Here is a 23,061-nt window from a genome sequence, read left to right as displayed (position 1 = left end):
GTTGCAGAGGATGTGGCGAGCGGGATGCCCTGAAATGGGTCACAAGGTGTCCCTTTTTTTGAAAGGGTCAAGCCTGCGCTTCAGCCTCAGCCAACTGCACCCACAACGCCGGGGCGCCCGCGGATTTGCCGATGATTTCCAGGCGCGCCGCGTGGCGGGCCAGGTCGTCTTCACTGGCGCGGATGATGCGCGTCGGCTGGCGGTCCGCCGGCAAGCGGCGAATCTCGGTGGCCGAATTGTCCGCCCCTTCACCCGAACCATTGCCATCGGAGGCGTTGCCGGCCAGGGACAGACTGGTCTGCCCACCGGTCATGGTCAGGTAGACGTCGGCGAGAATCTCGGAGTCGAGCAAGGCGCCGTGCAGTTCACGGCCGGAGTTGTCGACGCCATAGCGTTTGCACAAGGCGTCGAGGCTGTTGCGCTGCCCAGGGTGACGCTCCCGGGCCATCATCAGGGTGTCGAGGATCGAGCAGTGCTGCGTGATGTCTGCGCGGTCCTGCTGGCCCATCAGGGCGAATTCGTTGTTGATGAAGCCAACGTCGAACGCCGCGTTATGGATGATCAGCTGCGCGCCCTTGATGAACTCGAAGAACTCTTCGGCCACCTCGGCAAAACGCGGCTTGCCCACGAGGAATTCGTTGGTGATGCCGTGGACGCCGATGGCGCCCTCGTCACTTTCGCGATCGGGTTGCAGGTACACGTGAAAGTGCCGGCCCGTCAGGCGACGGCCGATCAACTCGACACAACCGATTTCAATAATCCGGTGGCCGTCGGTCACCGGCATACCGGTGGTTTCGGTGTCGAGTACAACGGATCTGGTGGCCATCAGTGCTCAGCTCTCAATCGGTCAATCGTGCAAAAGCGGCGATGTTAACACGGTCCCTGTAGGAGCTGCCGCAGGCTGCGATCTTTTGCTCTTGATCTTGAAAATCAAAGTCAAAAGATCGCAGCCTGCGGCAGCTCCTACGGCAGACATCGCGATCAGCCCTGCTTGTACCCACGCACTTCATCGACGCCACGGTTGGCCAACTGGTCGGCCCGTTCGTTGCCGTGATGGCCAATGTGTCCGCGCACCCATTTCCAGGTGACCTTGTGGCGGTTGACCTGCTCGTCGAGCAACTTCCACAGGTCAGCGTTTTTCACCGGTTCCTTCGCCGCGGTTTTCCAGCCGCGCTTCTTCCAGTTGTCCATCCACTCGTTGATGCCTTTCATCACGTACTGGGAGTCGGTCACCAGCAGCACCTCGCAGGGACGCTTGAGCTCTTCCAGGCCACGGATCGCGCCCATCAGTTCCATGCGGTTGTTGGTGGTGTTGGCTTCGCCGCCCCACAGTTCCTTTTCGACGCCCTTGCACACCAGCAGTGCGCCCCAGCCGCCAGGGCCAGGGTTGCCTTTGCAGGCGCCGTCGGTGAACAGTTCTACGCTATCGCTCATGCCAATCTATCCAGAAAATGCGCTGGCCCGCCGATCGCTGACCGACGACGCCCAAAGCCGGGACAAGCCCGGCCGCAAATGAAAAGTGTGTATTACGGTTCGATGTTGCGCCGGTTGACCTTGGCCATCGGCAACGGGATCAGCTTGCCCATTGGTTCGCGCCGCTCCTGACGGACCGGTCGCAGGCCCACCACGATCTTGCGCGCCACCAATAAATAGAAGCCGCCGCCCGACAATTGCCAGTCACCCGCCTTGCGCTCCCAACCGGCCAGGCGGGTCTGCCACGCCGGTGACGCAAGCGGCGGACGATAGCACCCGAAGCGGCGTTTCTCCAGCGCGAAGCCCAGCAGGTTCAGCCAGTCCGCGACCCGTGACGGCGAAATGCAGCGCGCCTTGTGCAGCGCATCCTGGGCAAACACATGTCGCAGACCCCAACTGCTCCAGGGGTTGATGCCGATGATCAGCAGATGCCCGCCGGGGCGTACGCTGCTTGCCGCCTCGCGAAGCAGACCGTGGGGCGACAGGCAGAAATCCAGGCCATGCTGCAGCACCACCACATCGGCGGCATGCTCGCTCAGCGGCCAGGCCTGTTCCTCACAAACGATCTCGACCCCCGGCAACGGCGCGCCAAGGCGCACGTTGCGCTGTACCTGCGGGGCCGACGGCGGTGTCTGGGCCGAGGGACCGTAATGCACCAGATAGCCACCAAAGAACCGCCCGAGCTCGTCTTCGAGCATGCGCCGCTCTTCGTCCAGCAGAAATTGCCCGAGGGGACCGGCCAGCCACTCGCGGGCGGCGCTGATCAACGCCAGCCAGTCGGGATCGGCTTGTGCGAACGCTTTATCAGTCATTGCATTCTCCAAAGCGCCAGGAAGTTCTAAGATGCGCCAATGTTTTCCGCTTGGCGAATCCGACGATGATACAGATCACTGCACTGCCCGCCTTCACCGACAACTACATCTGGTTGTTACAAGACCACGGCAGCAAGCGCTGCGCGGTCGTCGACCCGGGTGATGCAGCCCCCGTGCAAGCCTGGCTCGCAGCCAATCCGGGCTGGGCACTGAGTGATATTTTGATCACTCATCACCATCATGACCACGTCGGCGGCGTCGAACAGCTGAAAAAAGCGACGGACGCGAAAGTCTATGGTCCGGCCAGCGAAACGATCCCGGCGCGGGACGTTGCGCTCAAGGACAACGACAAGGTCAGCGTGCTCGGCTGGGACTTCGACGTCCTCGCGGTCCCTGGTCACACCCTGGGGCACATTGCCTATTACCATCACGACTTGCTGTTCTGCGGCGATACACTGTTTGCCGCCGGCTGCGGACGCTTGTTCGAAGGCACGCCACAGCAAATGTACAGCTCGCTGACACGCCTCGCCGGGTTGCCGGATGACACGCTGGTGTACTGCACCCACGAGTACACCCTCAGCAACCTGAAGTTTGCCGCGGCCGTCGAACCGAACAACCCGGACACCGCCGAACGCCTGGCCAAAGTCACCCGCCAACGGGAATCCGGGATCATGACGCTGCCCTCGACACTGGCGCTGGAAAAGCTCACAAACCCGTTTTTACGCTCCGGTGAAACATCCGTTAAAGAAAAAGCGGACGAACGGACCGGCACCGATAACTCGGCGCCCGATATGGTTTTTGCTGCGCTTCGAGCGTGGAAAGACAGGTTCTAAAGGGGCTTCTCAAGATTGCAACAATTCTGAAAGGTTGACCGCGCAGGGTGCGCTTTCTAGAATCGCCCGACATTTTTGCCCGGAACTTACTTCCAGCCAATGTCGTCACCTATTCGCAAAGCCATCAGTTCAGACGCATTGACCCGCTTGGCTCAAGCCATAGCGGTGGCTGTGTCCGCCACCCTGGCGGGCTGTTCCAGCCATGCGCCGCAGACCGATGCGGCGCACACGCAGAACATCGCCGCGCGCGCCAAGCAGAAGCCGATCTGGCTCAGCGAAAAACCCAGCCCGCAAATCCCCCAGGACGTCTGGGAGCGCATGCGCCAGGGCTTCCAGCTGCAGGACGGGCTGGGCGTCAATCCGCGCATCGAGCAACAGCGCCTGTGGTTCGCCAGCAATCCATCTTTCCTCGAAAACGCCGGCGAGCGTGGCAGCCTCTACATTCACTACATCGTCGAGCGCCTTGAAGAACGCAACATGCCGCTGGAACTGGCCCTGCTGCCAGTGATTGAGAGTGCCTACAACCCGATGGCCTATTCCCGGGCCAACGCGGTGGGTCTTTGGCAGTTCATCCCGTCCACCGGGCGTTACTTCAACCTGCGTCAAACCCGTTTCTATGATGGCCGTCGCGATATCACCGCGTCGACCACCGCCGCGCTGGATTACCTGACCCGCCTGCACGACATGTTCAACGGCGACTGGATGCTGGCCCTGGCGGCCTACAACGCCGGCGAAGGTACCGTCAGCCGGGCCATCGAACGCAACGAACGCCTCGGCCTGCCCACCGACTACTGGAACCTGCCGCTGCCCTCCGAAACCCAGGCCTATGTGCCGAAGTTGCTGGCACTGTCGCAGGTGGTAATGGCGCCGGAAGCCTACGGCGTGAACCTCAACCCGATCGCCAACGAACCGTATTTCCAGGTCGTCGAAATCAACCAGCGCATGGACCTGTCCAAGGTTGCTGAAGTCGCCAACATCGACGAAGACGAACTGTTCCAGTTGAACCCGGCCTTCAAGCAGCGCACCACCACCCTTGATGGCCCGCAACATCTGCTGGTGCCGACTTCCAAGGCGCAACTGCTGACCAGCAGCCTGCAGACCATGCGTCCTGAAGAACTGATCAGCAAGAAGTCGCTCAAGCCGGTCTTCGAAGGTGCCGACGACACCCAGGTCGCCAGCGTCAAGCGTTCCTACCGGGTCAAGCGGGGTGACAACCTCGGCTCCATCGCCAAGGCCAACAACGTTGACGTGAAGGACCTGCAACGCTGGAACAAACTGACCGGCAAGAACCTCAAGCCCGGCCAGACCCTGGTCATGCAGGACACCAGCAAACGCAGCTCCGGGCGCGTCAACACCGTGATCGCAGCCAATACCAAGAAACAGCAGACCAAGTACAAGGTCCAGCAAGGCGACTCGCTGTACATCGTGGCCAAGCGCTTCAACGTAGAGATGCAGCACCTCAAGCGCTGGAACCCGCGTGTTGGCCAGGCGCTGAAGCCTGGCCAGATGTTGACGGTGGCCAATCCGCACTAAAAAACAGCCCCTGAATTCAGGGGCTTTTTTATGCCTGCGCAGTTTTTGTGGCCCGGCCGATATTGCGCATTAAGCCCCCGTCTTTTTCCTGTCCATACAAGCTGTTACTGTACGGTCCACAAAGCCCAAGCCGCCTGGATCGGATCCCCTATTTGAAGCGTCCCCTCCTCTTCCTGATCAGCCTGGCCTTGAGCTCCACCGCAAGCGCGACGATCAGCGAAAGCCATGGTTATGCGCAGTTCGGCACGCTCAAGTACCCGGCCCGATTTACCCACTTCGACTGGGTCAACCCGCAAGCGCCCAAGGGCGGTACGTTGCGGGTCATGGCGTTTGGCACCTTCGATACGCTCAACCCCTACACCTTCAAGGGCACCAGCCCGGTCACTACGCCGAGTTTCCTGCAATACGGCATCAACGAACTCAACGAGCCGCTGATGGTCGGCACCGGGCAGTACGCACCTTCGGGTGACGAGCCCGCGTCCAGCTATGGCCTGATCGCCCAGTCGGTGGAGTACAACGAGAACCGCAGCTGGGTGGTGTTCAACCTGCGTCCCGAAGCACGCTTCCATGACGGCACGCCGATCACCGCCTACGACGTCGCGTTCTCCTATCGCATGCTGCTCAAGGAAGGCCATCCGCTGTACCGCACCAGCCTTCAGGAAGTGCAGCGAGTCGACATCCTCAACCCGCAGCGCATCCGCTTCGTGTTCAAGCGTGCCGGCAATCCGTTGCTGATCCTGCGCCTGGGTGAAATGCCAGTGCTGGCGCAGCACTACTGGAAAGGCCGCGACTTCAAGGCCACCACTTTCGAACCGCCGCTGGGCAGCGGGCCGTATCGCGTCACCTCGGTCACGCCAGGACGGCAAATTGTCTTTGAACGGGTCAAGGATTACTGGGGCAAGGACCTGGCGGTCAATCGCGGCAAGTACAACTTCGACCGCATGGAAGTCGAGTTCTACCGCGACAGCGACGTAGCTTTCGAGGCGTTCAAGGCCGGTGAATTCGACATCTACATCGAGCATCAGGCGAAGAACTGGGACAGCGGCTACAATTTCCCCGCCATACGCCGCGGTGACGTGGTCAAGGCACAGATTCCCCATCAGATCCCGACCCAGACCCAGGGCCTGTTCATGAACAGCCGTCGTCCGATTTTCTCGGACGCCAAGGTCCGTGAAGCGCTGGGGCTGATGTTCAACTTTGAATGGACCAACCGCACGCTGTTCGGCGGCGCCTACCAACGCGCCATGAGCTACTACCCCAACAGCGAGTTCTCGGCCAGCGGTTTGCCGGTCGGGCATGAATGGCTGCTGCTCAAGCCCTATCGCGAGCAGTTGCCGGCCAGGCTCTTTACCGAGCCGTTCAACCTGCCGCAAACCGACGGCCGCGGCATCCCCCGGCAGACTCTGCGCAAAGCCCTCGGCCTGCTCGCCGAAGCCGGCTGGAAGCTCAATGGCCAGCGCCTGCAAAACGCCGCCGGACAGCCGTTGCGCCTGGAACTGCTGCTGGTCAACCCGAACCTGGAACGCATTCTCCAGCCTTACGTCGAGACCCTGGCCAGCATCGGCATCGACGCGCGGCTGCGCACGGTCGATCGCGCGCAATACAAGCAGCGCCTCGACCAGTTCGATTTCGACATGATTCTGATGACCCTCAACCAGACGCTCAGCCCGGGCCTGGAACAATGGCAGTACTTTCACTCCAGCCAGGCCGGGGTCAAGGGCAGCAAGAACTTCGCCGGCATAACCAACCCGGTGGTCGACCACTTGCTTGAGCAGTTGCTGGCCGCCCAGACCCGCGATGAACAGGTCGCCGCCGGCAAGGCCCTCGACCGCGTGCTGCTGTGGCAGCACTACATCGTTCCCAACTGGTACCTCAATAATCACCGTCTGGCGTACCGCAACCGGCTCGCCTTCGTCACCACGCCGCCCTACACCCTGGGCCTGAACGCGTGGTGGCTGAAATCTTCGGAGAAAGATCAATGAGACCCATTCGTACCCTGCTCCTGCAGGCCAGCGGTCTGCTGTTCGCCGGGCTGGCCTGCGCCGCCCCGCAACATGCCGTGACCCTGTACAACGAACCGCCGAAATACCCGGCCGATTTCAAACACTTCGACTACGTGAATCCCGACGCGCCCAAGGGCGGAATCTTCCGTCAGGCCGGTTTCGGCGGCTTCGACAGCCTCAACCCGTTCATCAGCAAAGGCGTGCCGGCGGACGATATCGGCAACATCTACGACACCCTGGCCAAGCAAGGCCTGGACGAGCCGTTCACCGAGTACGGCTTGATCGCCCGGCTGATCGAGAAAGCCCCGGACAACGCTTGGGTGCGCTTTTACCTGCGCCCCGAAGCACGCTTCCATGACGGCCATCCGGTACGCGCCGAGGACGTGGTGTTCAGCTTCCAGATGCTGACCAAGGACGGCGCGCCGATGTACCGCGGCTACTACAGCGACGTGGCTGAAGTGATTGCCGAAGACCCGCTGACCGTGCTGTTCAAGTTCAAGCACACCAACAACCGGGAGCTGCCGCTGATCCTCGGCCAGTTGCCGGTGCTGCCCAAGCACTGGTGGGCCGACCGCGACTTCAACAAGGGCAACCTGGAAATCCCGCTGGGTAGTGGCCCGTACAAGGTCAGCGAAGTGAAGGCCGGACGCTCGGTGCGTTACGAGCGGGTCAAGGACTACTGGGGCAAGGACCTGCCGGTCAATCGCGGTTTCTACAACTTCGACGTGATGACCACCGATTACTACCGCGACAACACCGTCGCCCTGGAAGCGCTCAAGGCCGGGCAGTTCGACTACTGGCTGGAAATGACCGCGAAGAACTGGGCCAACGCCTACAACATTGCGGCGGTCACCGAAGGTCGACTGGTCAAGGAACAGATTCCCAACGGCAACCCCACCGGCATGCAAGGCTTCGTGTTCAATATGCGCCGCCCGGTGTTCCAGGATGTGCGTGTGCGCCAGGCCTTGTCGCTGTTGCTGGATTTCGAATGGACCAACAAGCAACTGTTCAACGGCGCCTACGCGCGCACCCGCAGTTACTTCGAGAACTCGGAAATGGCCGCCACTGGCCTGCCTGACGCCGATCAGGTGGCGATCCTCGAACCGTTCCGCAGCAAGCTGCCGCCGCAGGTGTTCAACGAAGCATTCCAGAACCCGAGCACCGACGGCAGCGGCATGATCCGCGCCCAGCAACGGCAAGCCTATCAACTGCTGCAGGAGGCCGGCTGGCGCATCGTCGATGACAAGATGGTCGACGCCACCGGCAAGCCGGTGGTCATCGAGTTCCTGTTGGCCCAGACCGAATTCGAACGGGTGCTGCTGCCGTTCAAGCGCAACCTGAGCGACCTGGGCATCGACCTGGTGATTCGCCGGGTCGACGTCTCGCAGTACATCAACCGCGTGCGCTCCCGGGACTTCGACATGATCGTCGGCAGCTTCCCGCAGTCCAACTCGCCGGGGAACGAACAGCGGGAATTCTGGATGTCGGACGCCGCCGACAAGCCCGGCAGCCGCAACTCCATGGGGCTGAAAGATCCGGTGGTCGACCAACTGGTCGAGCAACTGATCAACGCCGATTCGCGCAACAGCCTGGTGGCCCACGCCCGCGCGCTGGACCGGGTGCTGCAATGGGGCTATTACGTAATACCCAACTGGCACATCAAGACCTGGCGCGTGGCGTACTGGAACCACATCGGCCATCCAAAGGTCTCGCCTAAATACGACATCGGCACGGCCACCTGGTGGGTCAAGCCCGATATCAAGCCGGCAATAGAAGTCGAAACCACACTGCAGGCCGATCCTGCGGGCACGGAGTAATCAGATGCTGGCGTACATTTTTCGGCGACTGTTGCTGATCATTCCAACCCTGTTCGGCATCCTGCTGATCAACTTCGTGATCATCCAGGCCGCCCCGGGCGGGCCGGTGGAGCAGATGATCGCCAAGCTCGAAGGCTTCGAAGGTGCCACAAGCCGCATCGCCGGCGGCGGTGCCGAAGTCTCGGTGGCAGGCTCCGCCTATCGCGGCGCCCAGGGCCTGGACCCGGCGCTGGTCAAGGAAATCGAGCACATGTACGGCTTCGACAAATCGGCGCCGGAACGCTTGTGGATCATGGTCAAGAACTATGCGTCCCTGGATTTCGGCGACAGCTTCTTCCGCGACGCCAAGGTCATCGACCTGATCAAGGAAAAGATGCCGGTGTCGATCTCCCTCGGGCTGTGGAGCACCCTGATCATGTACCTGGTGTCGATCCCGCTGGGGATCGCCAAGGCCAAGCGGCACGGCAGCCACTTCGACGTCTGGACCAGTTCGGCAATCATCGTCGGCTACGCGATCCCGGCGTTCCTGTTCGCCATCCTGTTGATCGTGGTGTTTGCCGGCGGCAGTTACCTGGACTGGTTCCCGTTGCGCGGGCTGACCTCGAACAACTTCGATGAACTGAGCATGGGCGGCAAGATCCGCGACTACTTCTGGCACCTGGCGCTGCCGGTGACCGCGCTGGTGATCGGCAACTTCGCAACCATGACCCTGCTGACCAAGAACAGCTTCCTCGACGAGATCAACAAGCAGTACGTGATCACCGCCAGGGCCAAGGGCCTGACCAACCACCGCGTGCTGTACGGCCACGTGTTCCGCAACGCCATGCTGCTGGTGATCGCCGGTTTCCCCTCGGCCCTCATCGGCATTTTCTTCACCGGCTCGTTGCTGGTGGAGGTGATCTTCTCCCTCGACGGCCTCGGCCTGATGAGTTTCGAGGCAGCGATCAACCGCGATTACCCGGTGGTGTTCGGCACGTTGTTCATCTTCACCCTGCTCGGACTGGTGGTGAAACTGATCGGCGACCTCACCTACACCTTTGTCGATCCGCGCATCGACTTCGAAAGCCGGGAGCATTGAGATGAACCTGTCCCCTCTCAATCGCCGACGCTACGAACTGTTCAAGGCCAACAAGCGTGGCTGGTGGTCGCTGTGGCTGTTCCTGATCCTGTTCGGCGCCAGCCTGGGCGCCGAGCTGATCGCCAACGACAAGCCGCTGGTGGTGCACTACGACAACAACTGGTACTTCCCGGCGCTCAAGCGTTACCCGGAGACCACTTTCGGCGGTGAGTTTCCGCTGGAAGCCAATTACAAGAGCCCGTACATCCGCGAACTGCTCAAGGCCAAGGACGCCTGGGTGCTGTGGGCGCCGATTCCCTATAGCTACCAGAGCATCAACTACGACCTGAAAGTCCCGGCCCCGGCCCCGCCATCGACGGATAACCTGCTGGGCACCGACGATCAGGGCCGCGACGTGTTGGCCCGGGTGATCTACGGTTTCCGCATTTCGGTGCTGTTCGCCCTGACCCTGACCGTGCTCAGCTCGATCATCGGCGTGATCGCCGGGGCCTTGCAGGGTTTCTACGGCGGCTGGGTGGACCTGGCCGGGCAGCGCTTCCTGGAGATCTGGTCCGGGCTGCCGGTGTTGTACCTGCTGATCATCCTCGCCAGTTTCGTGCAACCCAATTTCTGGTGGTTGCTGGGGATCATGCTGCTGTTCTCGTGGATGAGCCTGGTGGACGTGGTGCGCGCCGAATTCCTGCGCGGGCGTAACCTGGAATACGTGCGTGCCGCCCGCGCCCTGGGCATGCAGAACGGCGCGATCATGTTCCGCCACATTTTGCCCAACGCGATGGTCTCGACCATGACCTTCATGCCGTTCATCCTCACCGGCGCCATCGGTACACTGACCGCCCTGGACTTCCTCGGCTTCGGCCTGCCGGCGGGCAGCCCGTCTTTGGGTGAACTGGTGGCCCAGGGCAAATCCAACCTGCAAGCGCCGTGGCTGGGCATCAGCGCCTTTGCCGTGCTGGCCTTGATGTTGAGTTTGCTGGTATTCATCGGCGAGTCCGCTCGCGATGCCTTCGACCCGAGGAAGTGAAATGAATCAGGAAAATCTGATCGAAGTGCGCGACCTGTCCGTCGATTTCGTCGTCGGCAATCGCTGCCAGCTGGCGGTCGAAGGTGTCAGCTTCGACATCAAGCGCGGTGAAACCCTGGCTTTGGTCGGCGAGAGCGGTTCCGGTAAATCGGTAACAGCGCATTCGATCCTGCGCCTGCTGCCCTACCCGCTCGCGCGGCATCCGTCCGGCACCATCTTGTATTCCGGGCAGAACCTGCTGGACCTGAAAGAAAAAACCATCCGCCACATTCGCGGCAACCGGATTGCGATGATCTTCCAGGAGCCGATGACCTCGCTCAATCCCCTGCACTCGATTGAAAAGCAGATCAACGAAGTGCTGGGGATCCACAAGGGCCTGACCGGCAAGGTCGCGACCAAGCGCACCCTGGAGCTGCTGGAGATGGTCGGAATCCCCGAGCCACACAAGCGCCTCAAGGCCCTGCCCCACGAATTGTCCGGCGGCCAGCGCCAGCGGGTGATGATCGCCATGGCCCTTGCCAACGAGCCGGAACTGCTGATTGCCGATGAGCCGACCACCGCGCTGGACGTGACCGTCCAGCTGAAAATCCTCGAATTGCTCAAGGAATTGCAGGCCCGTTTGGGCATGGCCCTGCTGCTGATCAGCCATGATTTGAACCTTGTGCGAAGAATTGCGCATCGCGTATGTGTCATGCAGCAAGGTTGCATCGTCGAACAGGCATCGTGCGAAGAATTGTTCCGCGCGCCGCAGCATCCGTACACTCGGGAACTGCTGGCAGCGGAGCCCGACGGCAAGCCTGCAAGCAACGTGATCGGCCCGCCCTTGCTGGCGGTCGAAGACCTGAAAGTCTGGTTTCCGATCAAGAAAGGCCTGCTCAAGCGCACGGTGGATTACGTCAAGGCGGTCGACGGGATCAATTTCAGCCTGCCCCAGGGCCAGACCCTGGGGATTGTGGGCGAAAGCGGTTCCGGCAAATCGACCCTGGGCCTGGCGATTTTGCGGTTGATCGCCAGCAAAGGCGCCATCCGCTTTGAAGGCCAGCAGCTAGACTGCCTGACGCAGCAACAGGTACGGCCGCTGCGGCGGGAGATGCAAGTGGTGTTTCAGGACCCGTTCGGCAGCCTGAGCCCGCGGATGTGCGTGAGCCAGATCGTTGGCGAGGGCCTGCGGATCCACAAGATGGGCACCGAGGCGCAACAGGAACAAGCGATCATTGCGGCACTCAAGGAGGTAGGTCTGGATCCGGAAACCCGGCACCGCTACCCCCACGAATTTTCCGGCGGGCAACGGCAGAGAATCGCCATTGCCCGGGCATTGGTGTTAAAACCGGCGTTGATTTTGCTGGACGAGCCGACTTCGGCCCTCGACCGCACGGTACAACGCCAGGTAGTGGAGCTTTTGCGTTCACTGCAAAGCAAGTACAACCTGACGTATCTGTTTATCAGCCATGACCTGGCTGTGGTGAAAGCGCTGAGCCACCAGTTGATGGTGGTCAAGCATGGCAAAGTGGTCGAACAGGGAGACGCGCAAAGCATTTTTGCCGCCCCCCAACATCCGTATACACAGCAGTTGCTGGAAGCCGCTTTTTTGGCTCCGGCCACTGCGCAATAACCTGAAAGAGGAGCAACACATGGGTTTTCTCGCCGGTAAGCGCGTACTGATCGTCGGTGTCGCCAGCAAGCTGTCCATCGCATCCGGCATCGCTGCCGCCATGCATCGCGAGGGCGCTGAGCTTGCCTTCACTTATCAGAACGACAAACTCAAGGGTCGTGTCGAAGAGTTCGCACAAGGCTGGGGTTCGAGCCCTGAGCTGTGCTTCCCGTGCGACGTGGCCAGCGATGAAGAAATCGCCAAGGTCTTCGAAGAGTTGAGCAAGAAGTGGGACGGCCTGGACTGCATCGTGCACTCCGTCGGCTTCGCACCTGGCGACCAACTGGACGGCGACTTCACCGAAGCCACCACCCGTGAAGGTTTCCGCATCTCCCACGACATCAGCGCCTACAGCTTCGTGGCCCTGGCCAAGGCCGGCCGCGAAATGATGAAAGGCCGCAACGGCAGCCTGCTGACCCTGTCGTACCTGGGCGCCGAGCGCACCATGCCGAACTACAACGTGATGGGCATGGCCAAGGCTTCCCTGGAAGCCGGTGTACGTTACCTGGCCGGCTCCCTGGGCCCGGACGGTACTCGCGTCAACTGCGTATCGGCAGGTCCCATCCGCACCCTCGCCGCTTCCGGCATCAAGAACTTCCGCAAGATGCTGGCCGCCAACGAAGCGCAAACCCCACTGCGCCGCAACGTCACCATCGACGAAGTCGGCAACGCCGGCGCCTTCCTGTGCTCGGACCTGGCGTCCGGCATCAGCGGTGAAATCATGTACGTGGACGGTGGCTTCAACACCACGGCCATGGGCAGCCTCGAAGAGTAATCTTCGGTTAGCCAATAAAAAACCCGCCTTTTGAGGGCGGGTTTTTTATATTGATATTTTAATCACGCCACGGCCCCAAGTCTTCAATACCCGTAACTTCCGCCTTAATTCTTCTTCGCACTTGCCAACTTACAGCATCGACTTCCTTACGCACTCTTTTTATTTGGTCCGCCACCTCAGTAAATACGTACTCCCCTCCCCCGTAATAAATCTCCTCCCCTGAACTACTTTTTTTTGCAAAAATCATTTTATCAAAATGCTCATAAGGAACCTCAGGCTGAATATATTTCTGCCTATGAAGATCTTCCCACCTTTGAAAATGCGGTACTTCGCTATAATTTTTTACAGATGATAAATATTTTTCATCCAAATAAACTTTATGGATATCTGTCACTCCCGAGAGATGGATAAAAGGCCTGTTCCCTACATTTTTACCCTGCTGAAAGAAAGCAGCTGCCTCACTTTCCAATTTAAAGCCCGATGCATCAGGCCCAGCGCCCCCAGAGACTCTCCGTGTTATTAGATCCATCGTGTCAGCCACTTTATAACCTACTTGCTTATAAATTTTACTTACCCGACCTTGGGGACCAGCAGCGGCCACATAAGGAGCTAACATCCTATTAGCAAGTCTATATTTGAGTCCATTAAGAAACTCACTCACGACATGCCCTGTCGGATCCGTCCGCCCAATCGGATTCCCCACACAATACGCATAAGCATTCAATCCCCCCTTTCCAAACGGACTCCAACTGTCCGGACTATTGAACCGCATCAACACCGGATTGAACGCCCTGTATCCATTACCCAGCAAATAATGCCCGGTCACGGGATCTGCCCGTTCCCCGTTGAAACCCAACAAACTACTCAAGCCGCTTTCGGCTCGATGGTGGCCATAGGGTGAGTAAGCGATGGGCTGCGGCAGATTGTCTTTCTGGAGCGTTTGCAGGACTGAACGTTGCTGATCAGTGGCCAGTAGCGCGACGTCGATTGAGTCGCCATGGCGCTGTTGTTGCCCAAGAACCTGATCACCAGACTGGAAAATGGTGTTGCGTAATGCACCCTGTATCTCGTTGGCGAGGCGACTTTTACAGTAAAACCGCTGATACACGGGGGTATTCGGTTGGGCGTGACTGGTCAGGCGATCCAGAGGATCGTAGTGATATTCGCAGAGCAGTGACCGCAGTTGAGTCAACATAGGATTGATCCATTCATTGAGTATGGATAAATCACTATCTGCCCTGTTTCGTTTATTGGGTACTAGCAGAACTGATAGGTTGAAACGGATAAGTGCGCGCAGGCACAGCGGTGAAATCATGTACATGGGCGGCGGTTTCAGCACCAAGGGCATGGGCAGCATCGAAGAGTAATCTTCGGTTAGCCCATAAAAAGATCGCAGCCTTCGGCAGCTCCTACACAGATCTCTGTAGGAGCTGCCGAAGGCTGCGATCTTTTGATTTTCAGAGCAAGCAGTTCGCAAACAACCGCTGAATCGGCTGATTACGCTGACTGTAACGCTGCAACAAGACAATCTCTCGATAGAAGGTCAGCTCGCCTAAGCGGATTACCCTGACCTTCGCCCCATGCTCAAGCCACAACCCGGCCTCCGGCAACAGGGAAATCCCCAACCCACACTCGACCATTTTCACAATGGCCTCCAGTTCATCCAGCTCCAGCGCCACCTGCACCTCGATCTGCCGTTCCCGCAGAAACCGCGTCACCAGTCGCCCGCCGAATGAATTGCGGTCGTAGCGCACATGAGGGTGCTCGGCGAGCAGTTGTAGCGGATCATCGCCGTCCAGGTCCGCCGGTACGATCAGCACGAACGGCTCGCGGCGAATTACCTGTGCGGACAATTCCTTGGGCAACTCGAACGGCGGCTTGATCAGGATCGCCAGGTCCACTTCTCCGGTGTCCACCTGACTCAACAGGTTCAGCGACACCCCGGGCACCAACTTGGGCTCCAGCAAAGGCGCCTGTTGGCGCAAGCGCACCAGCGCCTGGGGCAGCAGCCCAGTCTGGGCGGTGGCCACTGCGCCGATTTTCAGTTCGCCACGGTATTCACTGACATCGTCACTGACGGCCATGCGGCTGAAGGTTTCGAGCATTTCCCTGGCCATCGGCAACGCACGCTGCCCCGCCGCATTGAGCAGCGCCTGGCGCCCGGTGCGGTCGAACAGCCGGATGCCAAGGGCCTGTTCCAGATTGCGAATCTGCGCGCTGACCGCCGATTGCGTCAGGCCGATGTGCATGCCGGCTGCGGCGAAGGTGCCATGACGCGCCACCGCGATAAAGGTTTTCAGTTCTCGCAGCATGGCGGCCTCGATTGATCGAAATAATTTGAGCTCGACGCAAAAATTATCGTCTTTCAATCAAAAAGCACAGGGCTAAACTCGACACATTCCCACCCACACCGAGGTTCGCCTGATGCAACTGTCCCCTTTTCACCTGGCCATTCCGGTCTACGACTTGCCGGCCGCCCGACATTTCTATGGTTCAGTGTTTGGCCTGGAAGAAGGTCGTTCCAGCGAGCATTGGGTGGATTTCAATTTCTTCGGCCATCAACTGGTGATTCACCTGGCACCGAAAAACCCTGCGCAAGAAGCCGCGCACACCAATGCCGTGGATGGTCACGATGTGCCGGTGCCGCATTTTGGCGTGGTGCTCGGGATGGCCGAGTGGGAGACTCTGGCCGAGCGGTTGAAGTCACTGGGGACTCGCTTCGTGATCGAGCCGGGGATTCGTTTTCAGGGGCTGGTGGGTGAACAGGCGACGATGTTTCTGTTTGACCCTTGCGGGAATGCGCTGGAGTTCAAGGCGTTCAAGGATATCGGGCAACTGTTTGCCAAATAGGTGGTGCCTGTCAGGACTCCATCGCGAGCAGGCTCGCTCCCACAGTAGATTTGTGGCGTTCACAAAACCTGTGGTTGCGAGCCTGCTCGCGAAGAGGCCCGCCAACACAACACCGCCCTAACGGCTCATCACACGCTCGGCCGCCTCCAGCAGCTCCTCGATTGAGTCATGAACAACGGGGTCATATTCGACCTGGGTAACACTGAACCGAATGTCATAACTGCGATGCGCCGTGGCGTTGCGCTCATCGAGAATCTCATTGAGCCGTGCCTTGATCGCCGCAATCTCCACGACGCTGGAACCGGTCAGCAGCGCCACGAACCGGTCGCCGTCGAGTCGGCCGACCACATCGTTTTCACGAAAGCCGATCCGCAGGACGTCGGCGAACGTCTTGAGCGCATCGTCACCTTTGGCCCGGCCATACAGATAGCAGATGTGTTTGAATTCATCGAGGGTGAAGTACAGCAGCGCCGCCGGCGTCTCCAGCTCCTGGCAGGCGTCCAGCCCGAGTTGGGCCAGTGCGGTGAAGCCATGGCGATTGGACAGCAACGTCAACTCGTCCATGCTCGCCATCTGCACGCCTGCCAGCTCTTGCTCGGCCTGGCGAGCCAGATCGCGCAGCCGTTCACGTTCTTGCTGTGGCGTGAGCAAGGGGTTGGCTGATCGGCCCGACTTGCCCGTTTTGCCTGAGATCAACATCGTTCACTCCTTTGGCAGGTATGCACGTTAGAGTCGCCCGTACCCGCATTGACTCCCTGTTAGCGTGCCGCTGGTCAGCTACCGGCCACCGGGCACGGCCCTCCTGCATCGGCCCAGCGTTTGAACCGGGTGACGAAGATATCGTGGGGTACCGGCACCGGCGCACGATTGCCGCCGGGGTTCCAGCCCCACAGCACCAGCTTGTCGTCGCTGACGTGCTTGATCAGCGCCGCGAAATCCCGATCGCCATTGCTGGAGCGATCCTTGATCATCGCGCACAGCCGGTCGGCTGGCAGGCCAATCCAGGCCATCCGCTGCGCTGCCGGCGGAAGGCTCCAGTGCGGCGCACCCGGTGGCGCGTGGGGGCCGTAACTGGCCGGCGGATTGCTTTGGGCATGGCAGGTTGCACAGGGCAACCCGGCCGAGCCCTTGCCGTCCATGCCACGCACGACATTCATGGCGTGGGGCACGCCAGCATCGAATTGCAGCGGCGAATCCCCGGGGATGTGGCAGTTCTGGCAACGGGGGCTCTGGAAGACCTTCTGCACGGTATCGAACGCCTGCAAGGCCTCGCGGTCATCGGCGAACACATGGGATGCGTAGGCGACGAGAAAGATCAGGATCAACGCCCCAAGCAACCAGTGATGTCGTTTCATCTCACACCCCCGACAGCTGCAAGGGCAGTTCCCGCAGGCGCTGCCCGGTCAAGGCAAACACTGCGTTGGCCACCGCCGGCGCCATGGGTGGCACACCGGCCTCGCCGATACCACCGGGTTTGTCGCTGCTGGGCACGATATGCACTTCGACCACCGGCATTTCGTTGAGCCGCAGCACCTGATAGTCGTGATAGTTGGACTGCACCACCTGCCCGTCCTTGAGCGTCAGCTTGCTGTGCAAGGCGAAGCTCAGGCCAAAGGTAATGCACGACTCCATCTGCGCGGCGATGCTCTGGGGGTTGACCGCAATGCCGCAGTCCACCGCACACACCACCCGGTGCACGCGGATGGCAAGGTTGTCCTGGGACACCTCGGCCACCTGGGCCACATAACTGCCGAACGACTCATGCACCGCCACACCCAGGGCATGGCCGTCCGGCAGCGGCGCCGTCCAGTTGGCCTTCTCCACCGCGAGGTTCAGCACACCGAGGTGGCGCGGATGGTCCTTGAGCAAGGTGCGCCGATATTCCACCGGATCCTTGCCGGCCGCCGTGGCCAGCTCATCGATCAGCGACTCCATGACAAACGCGGTGTGGGTGTGCCCCACCGAACGCAGCCACAACACGCTGATGCCGGTTTTCGGTGAGTGCAGTTCGATCTGGTGATTGGCCAGTCCTTCGAGGTAAGGGCTGTCGGCCACGCCTTCGACGGAGGTCTTGTCGATCCCGTCCTTGACCATGCTCGCTTCGAGCGAGGTCCCGGCCATGATCGACTGCCCGACCATCACATGTTTCCAGGCCAGCGGCAGACCGTCGGCGCCCAGCCCGATACGCGCATGGTGCAGGAACGCCGAGCGGTAATAGCCGCCGCGGATGTCGTCTTCCCGCGCCCACACGGTTTTCACCGGTGCACCGGCGGCCTTGGCGACATACACCGCTTCGCTGACGAAATCCGAGGTCGGATTGGCCCGGCGCCCGAAGCCGCCGCCGAGAAACTCGGTATGGATCACCACCTGTTCCGGTTTGAGCCCGGTGATTTTCCCGGCGACCATCTGGTCCAGGGTCTGGAACTGGGTGCCGGTCCAGATTTCGCATTTGTCCTGGGTGATGCTCACCGTGCAGTTCAGCGGTTCCATCGGCGCGTGGGCCAGGTAAGGCACGCTGTACTCAACGTCGATTTTCCTGTTCGCTTTCGCCAGTGCAGCCTGGGTATCCCCCGCCTGGCCTGCGTTCAGGCCGGGGGTGGTGGCGAGCTTGCGGAAGCTTTCCAGCAACGCCTGGCTGTCGAGCCCGGCGTTCGGCCCCGGATTCCACTCGATTTTCAGCGCATCGCGCCCCAGCTTCGCAGCCCAGAAATGATCGGCAATCACCGCGATGCCTGTCGGCACTTGCACCACCTTGTGCACCCCCGGAATCGCCAGCGCTTCGGCGCCTTCAAAGGATTTGACGCTGCCGCCGAATGTGGGCGAACGGGCGACCATCGCGGTCATCAGCCCGTCAAACTGCACGTCCATGCCGAATTTCGCCCGGCCGGTGATTTTTTCCGGTGTGTCCAGGCGCTTGGTGGGTTTGCCGATCAGCCGCCAGTCCTTCGCGTCCTTGAGTTTGATCGAGGCCGGGTCCGGCCGTGGCAACTGCCCGGCGTCATCGGCCAACTCGCCATAGGTGGCACGGTGCTCACCGGCAATGACCACCCCCGATTCGGTACGGATCTCGGACGGCGCAACGTTGAAACGCTTGGCCGCCGCGTCGATCAGCATCAAGCGCGCCGCCGCGCCGGCCTGGCGATAGCGGTCGAACTCCATCCAGGTCGAGGTCGAGCCGCCGGTGATTTGCATCCCGCCAAAGCCAGGCAGGCCGTAATCGGCGGCTGATGCCGGGGAATGCTCGACACGGATTTTCGTCCAGTCGGCGTCCAGTTCTTCGGCGATCAGCATGGTCAGGCCGGTCCAGATGCCCTGGCCCATTTCCGAGTGGCCGAGTAACACGGTCACGCTGTTGTCGTTGCCAATGCGCAGGAAGGCGTTGGGCGCAAACACGTTGCCCTGGTTCTGGGCGCCCATGGCGAAACGGTGGGCGCCGGGCATGGCAAACGCGACCACCAGCCCACCGCCCAGCACGGCACTGCCCTTGAGAAAACCACGACGGGATAACGCGTTGATGCTGTTCATGCTCACCTCAACCCAGCTCGGCGGCGCGTTTGACCGCCGCGCGGATCCGCGGGTAAGTGCCGCAACGGCAGATGTTGCCGGACAGCGCCTGATCGATGTCGCTGTCGGTCGGTTGCGGAATTTTCGCCAGCAATGCCGCCGCCGACATGATCTGCCCGGACTGGCAGTAGCCACACTGGACCACGTCAAGTTCCGCCCAGGCCTGTTGCACCGGGTGCGAACCGTCCGCGGACAGGCCCTCGATGGTAAGAATCTTTTGCCCATGGGCCACGGCCGTGGCCGGTGTGATGCAGGAGCGCAGCGGTGCGCCATCGACGTGCACGGTGCAAGCCCCGCATTGGGCCATGCCACAGCCGAACTTGGTGCCGGTGAGGTGGGCGACATCGCGCAAGACCCAGAGCAGCGGCATGTCGGCGGGGACATCCAGCTCCTGATCCTGGCCATTGATGTTCAGGGTGAGCATGGCGCGGTTCCTCAGACTCAGGGTGATCTGAAGGGGCGTCGCTGCGGCCTTGTAAAACCTGCGCGCGCCTCGGGCTATCCCTTCAGCTAAGCGCAAATTTGCCGGCAGGCCGTGGCGCATCGACCACCGGTCATGAAAAAGCCGCCTCGAAGGGCGGCCCTGAAGGTCTTCGCTAGAGCCTCGGCCCCAATAAAATGCCGGTGTAGCGCCAGACAAAAACACCGAAAGCGCTACACCACAGCAACGCCGACAGCGCCAAACCCTGGCCGGAAAACGGCACCAGCCACACTCGAAACGCACCCGCCAGCAACAACAGGGCAAACCCTGCAACGATCGCCTTTGACGGCTGCAACAAGCGCCCGGTATGCCCCAGGCTGACCCGCGCGATCATCGCCAGAACCAACCCGCCGATACCGCCGACGGCCAGCGAATGGGTGGCCAGGCTTTGTTGCGGCATCCAGCCCAGGTGCCACAGCGCCATGGCCAGCGTCGCCACAGCCAGCCAGGCGTAAGCCAGGTACAGCGACCACAGCAGCGGCACGCGCCACAGACCACGATCATGCCAGCGCCACAATCGCAGCAGATGCAAACCGCTGATCAACGCAAACAACAGCGCCAGCCACACCCGTGGGACGTCATTCAATCCGGCGGCAAAAGACACCGCCGCCAACATCGCGCTGATCAGCAGCACCTTGCCCGGCAACGGATGGACCGCAGGCGATGCGGGCCGGTTCAAGCCGCGCTGGATAAAGAACGGAATCACCCGCCCGCCGATCACGCTCATCAGCGCGCCCACCAGCCACAAGGCAGCCAGCACGCCATGACGTTGCAGATTGGCGTCATCAACAGCAAACCCCAGCAACGTCAACGCCTGACACCCGGCCAGCAGCGTCACCATCAACAGAATCGGATAATTCTCGCGCTTGCCCGCGGCCAGCAGATCGCGCCCCAACACCCACGCCAGCAACGGCAGAAACGGAACCTGCAAGGCCAGCAGCAAGGGCGCAGGTATCGGCAGGCACCAGGCCAGCCGTGCCAGCAGCCACACCAGCACCAAGCCGATCAGCGGCCAGCCCTTGAGCCCCGGCCGACCGGTCCAGTTGGGCACCGCCGTCAGCAGGAACCCGGCAATGATGGCCGAGGCAAATCCGAAAGGCATTTCATGTCGATGCCAGGCGAGCATACCGCCCACCGGTTGCGCACCGGGCAAGCGGCCGTACAGCCACAAGGCCCAGATCGCGATGGCGAGGGCCGCGAACCCGGCCCCGGCCAGAAAGAAAGGTCGAAAGCCCAGGCTGAAGACCGGTGCAACGGCAAGCCGGCGCATCAAGCCACCACTCGGGCCGGGAATTGGCTCAGGCGATACTGGGAAAGCAGGCGCATGACATAGCCGATTTTCAACAGGGTCGGGCCGAGAATGGTCATGGCGTGCATGGTCACCAGCGCGGTGATCGCCAGATGGCCGTCGTAGAGATAGGCACCGTAAACGCCGGCCAGCAGCATTGCCAGGCCCGCGCCGAGTACACGGCTCGACCATTGAAGAACGTTCCGAGGGTTGCTGAAGAAGTTGAACATTGTGCGTACTCCTGAAGGCGTTCAGTTGTACGTTTACCTCTTCAAGTCCCGTGCCAGGTTTTTACCCCTTCAGATCCAGGCACTTGCGCGCATACGAGTCATAAAGACACACCACACAAATAGTCTTATTAACTCCATAAAAAGTCATTTTGACTACAGTAGCGCACCCCTGCGGCAATTTTCTCGATCTACGGTACGGCCAGACGACCAGAGGCTGACTACGCTGAAAGTCCGGAACATGCGTTACCTGCAGAGGAGCTGGCACCATGCTACGCGTACAAAAACTCACGCCCTGCCTGTGGTTCGACGATCAGGCCGAAGAGGCGGCGAAATTCTATTGCTCGATCTTCGACCATTCGAAAATTACTGCCATCACCCATTACGGCCACGCCGGATTCGAGTTCCACGGCCGGCCCGAGGGTTCGGTCATGACCGTCAGCTTCGAGCTCGACGGGCAGAGCTTCACCGGTCTCAACGGCGGACCGCTGTTCACCTTCAGCGAGGCGGTTTCGTTTCAGGTCAACTGCCTGAGCCAGGAAGAAGTCGACCATTACTGGGGCAACCTGTCGGCCGGTGGAACGCCCGAGGCCCAGCAATGCGGTTGGCTCAAGGACAAGTTCGGGCTGTCGTGGCAGATCGTCCCCGTCGCGATGATGGACATGATCAAGGACCCCGACACGAAGAAATCCCAACGGGCCATGCAGGCGATGATGCAGATGAAAAAACTCGATATTGCGACGTTGCAGCGCGCCTTTGACGGCGAGAGCTAATACACTCGGGCACTGACCTGCCGAGGAGTGAGCATGAAGCACGCCGTTGCCAAGAACGCCGACAAGGCCCCGCGCTTCTGGCGCGATGATGCCCTGCCCTTCATCGAAGCCCGCTCCATCGCCGACGGGCGCGAAGTCTGCTACACCCGGCACGCCCACGAGCACTTTTCCATCGGGGCGATCACCGCCGGGCGCAGCACCTATCTCCATGAGCAGTCAGCCTTCGAGGTCAGCGTCGGCACGGTGGTGCTGATGAACCCCGGCGACGTCCACGCCTGCAACCCGATCGAAGACCAACCCTGGTCGTACCTGATGCTGTACGTCGATACGCCGTGGCTGACCGATTTGCAGCATCAGCTCGGGTTCAGCGATGACGCGGCGTTTCGCCGCTTTTCCCTGACCCACACCCGGGACGCCCAGCTGTTTGCCGACCTCGCGGGTTTGTATGAGGTGCTGGTCGATCCACAGCAGGACGTGCTGCGCAAACACAGCGTGGCCGTGGAGTTCTTTACCGAGGTTCAGCTACGACTCAACCCGGCCGACCCGCCGCTGCGCGAACCCAATTTCAAGCTGGAGCGCGCGGCCGACTACATCCGCGACCACTGCACGCAAACCCTCAGGCTCGAAGACATTTGCGAGGCGGCGCAATTGTCACCGTCCTACCTGATCCGCGCTTTCAAACAGCATTACGGCATGACGCCCCACGCGTTCCTGGTGAACCGGCGCATCCAGTTCGCCCAGGATCAATTGCGCAGCGGCAAGCTGATCGCGGACGTGGCACTGGAAGCGGGGTTCGCCGATCAGGCGCATTTTCAACGGGCGTTCAAACAGCATCTGGCGGCGACACCGGGGCAGTATCGGGGGTGAATCCTTGGTGATTGC

Annotated in this window: 22 protein-coding genes; 11 read left to right on the top strand and 11 right to left on the bottom strand. The window is 60.8% G+C overall.

Annotated elements, in window-relative coordinates:
* Positions 1 to 67 precede the first annotated feature (67 nt).
* From dnaQ to AC3IP0_RS12290, 3 genes are all read right to left on the bottom strand, one after another.
* Positions 68 to 826 carry a DNA polymerase III subunit epsilon gene (gene dnaQ / locus AC3IP0_RS12300; protein ID WP_046037200.1) on the bottom strand — a complete coding sequence of 253 codons (759 nt, stop codon included), beginning with the start codon at positions 824 to 826 and terminating at the stop codon, positions 68 to 70.
* 155 nt (positions 827 to 981) lie between these two features.
* On the bottom strand, positions 982 to 1,434 hold the full coding sequence (rnhA, locus tag AC3IP0_RS12295; protein WP_007979123.1) for a ribonuclease HI: 453 nt from the start codon (positions 1,432 to 1,434) through the stop codon (positions 982 to 984).
* Positions 1,435 to 1,526: 92 nt separating this feature from the next.
* Positions 1,527 to 2,285, bottom strand: coding sequence for a class I SAM-dependent methyltransferase (locus AC3IP0_RS12290; RefSeq protein WP_489319433.1), 759 nt, complete (start codon positions 2,283 to 2,285; stop codon positions 1,527 to 1,529).
* Positions 2,286 to 2,350: 65 nt separating this feature from the next.
* Between AC3IP0_RS12290 and gloB the strand changes: the two genes are divergently transcribed.
* From gloB to fabI, 8 genes are all read left to right on the top strand, one after another.
* Positions 2,351 to 3,118, top strand: coding sequence for a hydroxyacylglutathione hydrolase (gloB, locus tag AC3IP0_RS12285; protein WP_489327511.1), 768 nt, complete (start codon positions 2,351 to 2,353; stop codon positions 3,116 to 3,118).
* 99 nt (positions 3,119 to 3,217) lie between these two features.
* Complete coding sequence (locus AC3IP0_RS12280; RefSeq protein ID WP_489319431.1) at positions 3,218 to 4,651, top strand: transglycosylase SLT domain-containing protein; 1,434 nt, start codon at positions 3,218 to 3,220, stop codon at positions 4,649 to 4,651.
* A 152-nt stretch (positions 4,652 to 4,803) separates the two neighbouring features.
* Positions 4,804 to 6,633, top strand: coding sequence for an extracellular solute-binding protein (locus AC3IP0_RS12275; protein ID WP_489319430.1), 1,830 nt, complete (start codon positions 4,804 to 4,806; stop codon positions 6,631 to 6,633).
* Positions 6,630 to 8,471 (top strand): extracellular solute-binding protein, encoded by a 1,842-nt coding sequence (locus tag AC3IP0_RS12270; protein ID WP_489319429.1) that lies wholly within the window; start codon positions 6,630 to 6,632, stop codon positions 8,469 to 8,471. Before AC3IP0_RS12275 ends, AC3IP0_RS12270 begins: the two co-directional genes overlap by 4 nt.
* A gap of 4 nt (positions 8,472 to 8,475) precedes the next feature.
* Positions 8,476 to 9,549, top strand: coding sequence for a microcin C ABC transporter permease YejB (locus AC3IP0_RS12265; protein ID WP_489319428.1), 1,074 nt, complete (start codon positions 8,476 to 8,478; stop codon positions 9,547 to 9,549).
* Between the two features lies 1 nt (position 9,550).
* Entirely contained in the window at positions 9,551 to 10,570 is a 1,020-nt protein-coding gene (locus AC3IP0_RS12260) for an ABC transporter permease (protein ID WP_489319427.1), read from the top strand.
* A 1-nt stretch (position 10,571) separates the two neighbouring features.
* Positions 10,572 to 12,182, top strand: coding sequence for an ABC transporter ATP-binding protein (locus AC3IP0_RS12255; protein WP_489327510.1), 1,611 nt, complete (start codon positions 10,572 to 10,574; stop codon positions 12,180 to 12,182).
* Positions 12,183 to 12,201: 19 nt separating this feature from the next.
* Positions 12,202 to 12,996 carry an enoyl-ACP reductase FabI gene (gene fabI, locus AC3IP0_RS12250; RefSeq protein WP_489319425.1) on the top strand — a complete coding sequence of 265 codons (795 nt, stop codon included), beginning with the start codon at positions 12,202 to 12,204 and terminating at the stop codon, positions 12,994 to 12,996.
* A 58-nt stretch (positions 12,997 to 13,054) separates the two neighbouring features.
* Here fabI and AC3IP0_RS12245 read toward each other — a convergent pair whose 3' ends face one another.
* Together AC3IP0_RS12245 and AC3IP0_RS12240 are read right to left on the bottom strand one after the other, a co-directional pair.
* On the bottom strand, positions 13,055 to 14,191 hold the full coding sequence (locus AC3IP0_RS12245; protein WP_489319424.1) for an RHS repeat-associated core domain-containing protein: 1,137 nt from the start codon (positions 14,189 to 14,191) through the stop codon (positions 13,055 to 13,057).
* 262 nt (positions 14,192 to 14,453) lie between these two features.
* Positions 14,454 to 15,308, bottom strand: a complete 855-nt coding sequence (locus AC3IP0_RS12240; protein ID WP_489319423.1) for a LysR family transcriptional regulator — start codon at positions 15,306 to 15,308, stop codon at positions 14,454 to 14,456.
* Positions 15,309 to 15,420: 112 nt separating this feature from the next.
* Between AC3IP0_RS12240 and AC3IP0_RS12235 the strand changes: the two genes are divergently transcribed.
* On the top strand, positions 15,421 to 15,846 hold the full coding sequence (locus AC3IP0_RS12235) for a VOC family protein (protein WP_489319422.1): 426 nt from the start codon (positions 15,421 to 15,423) through the stop codon (positions 15,844 to 15,846).
* A 117-nt stretch (positions 15,847 to 15,963) separates the two neighbouring features.
* Here the strand turns inward: AC3IP0_RS12235 and AC3IP0_RS12230 are convergent, their stop codons facing one another.
* The 6 genes from AC3IP0_RS12230 to AC3IP0_RS12205 all read right to left on the bottom strand — a co-directional run bounded on the left by AC3IP0_RS12230 (position 15,964) and on the right by AC3IP0_RS12205 (position 21,409).
* Positions 15,964 to 16,545: a GGDEF domain-containing protein gene (locus tag AC3IP0_RS12230; protein ID WP_489327508.1), complete on the bottom strand. Its 582-nt coding sequence runs from the start codon at positions 16,543 to 16,545 to the stop codon at positions 15,964 to 15,966.
* Positions 16,546 to 16,619: 74 nt separating this feature from the next.
* Positions 16,620 to 17,201: a hypothetical protein gene (locus tag AC3IP0_RS12225; protein WP_489327507.1), complete on the bottom strand. Its 582-nt coding sequence runs from the start codon at positions 17,199 to 17,201 to the stop codon at positions 16,620 to 16,622.
* Between the two features lies 1 nt (position 17,202).
* Complete coding sequence (locus AC3IP0_RS12220; protein WP_489327506.1) at positions 17,203 to 19,371, bottom strand: xanthine dehydrogenase family protein molybdopterin-binding subunit; 2,169 nt, start codon at positions 19,369 to 19,371, stop codon at positions 17,203 to 17,205.
* Positions 19,372 to 19,378: 7 nt separating this feature from the next.
* Positions 19,379 to 19,834: a (2Fe-2S)-binding protein gene (locus AC3IP0_RS12215; RefSeq protein WP_489273309.1), complete on the bottom strand. Its 456-nt coding sequence runs from the start codon at positions 19,832 to 19,834 to the stop codon at positions 19,379 to 19,381.
* 172 nt (positions 19,835 to 20,006) lie between these two features.
* Positions 20,007 to 21,161, bottom strand: a complete 1,155-nt coding sequence (locus AC3IP0_RS12210; RefSeq protein WP_489319418.1) for an NnrS family protein — start codon at positions 21,159 to 21,161, stop codon at positions 20,007 to 20,009.
* A complete protein-coding gene (locus AC3IP0_RS12205; protein ID WP_489319417.1) occupies positions 21,161 to 21,409 on the bottom strand; it encodes a transmembrane sensor/regulator PpyR in 249 nt (82 codons plus the stop codon). The genes AC3IP0_RS12210 and AC3IP0_RS12205 overlap by 1 nt, the downstream gene beginning before the upstream one ends.
* Positions 21,410 to 21,675: 266 nt before the next feature.
* Here AC3IP0_RS12205 and AC3IP0_RS12200 point away from each other — a divergent pair, with 266 nt between their 5' ends.
* Together AC3IP0_RS12200 and AC3IP0_RS12195 are read left to right on the top strand one after the other, a co-directional pair.
* A complete protein-coding gene (locus AC3IP0_RS12200) occupies positions 21,676 to 22,179 on the top strand; it encodes a VOC family protein (RefSeq protein WP_150724096.1) in 504 nt (167 codons plus the stop codon).
* 33 nt (positions 22,180 to 22,212) lie between these two features.
* Positions 22,213 to 23,046 (top strand): AraC family ligand binding domain-containing protein, encoded by an 834-nt coding sequence (locus AC3IP0_RS12195; protein WP_489319416.1) that lies wholly within the window; start codon positions 22,213 to 22,215, stop codon positions 23,044 to 23,046.
* The last annotated feature ends 15 nt before the right edge of the window (positions 23,047 to 23,061 follow it).

It is taken from the genome of Pseudomonas sp. GL_103 (assembly GCF_057835175.1).
This window is presented reverse-complemented; position numbering and strand designations above follow the sequence as displayed.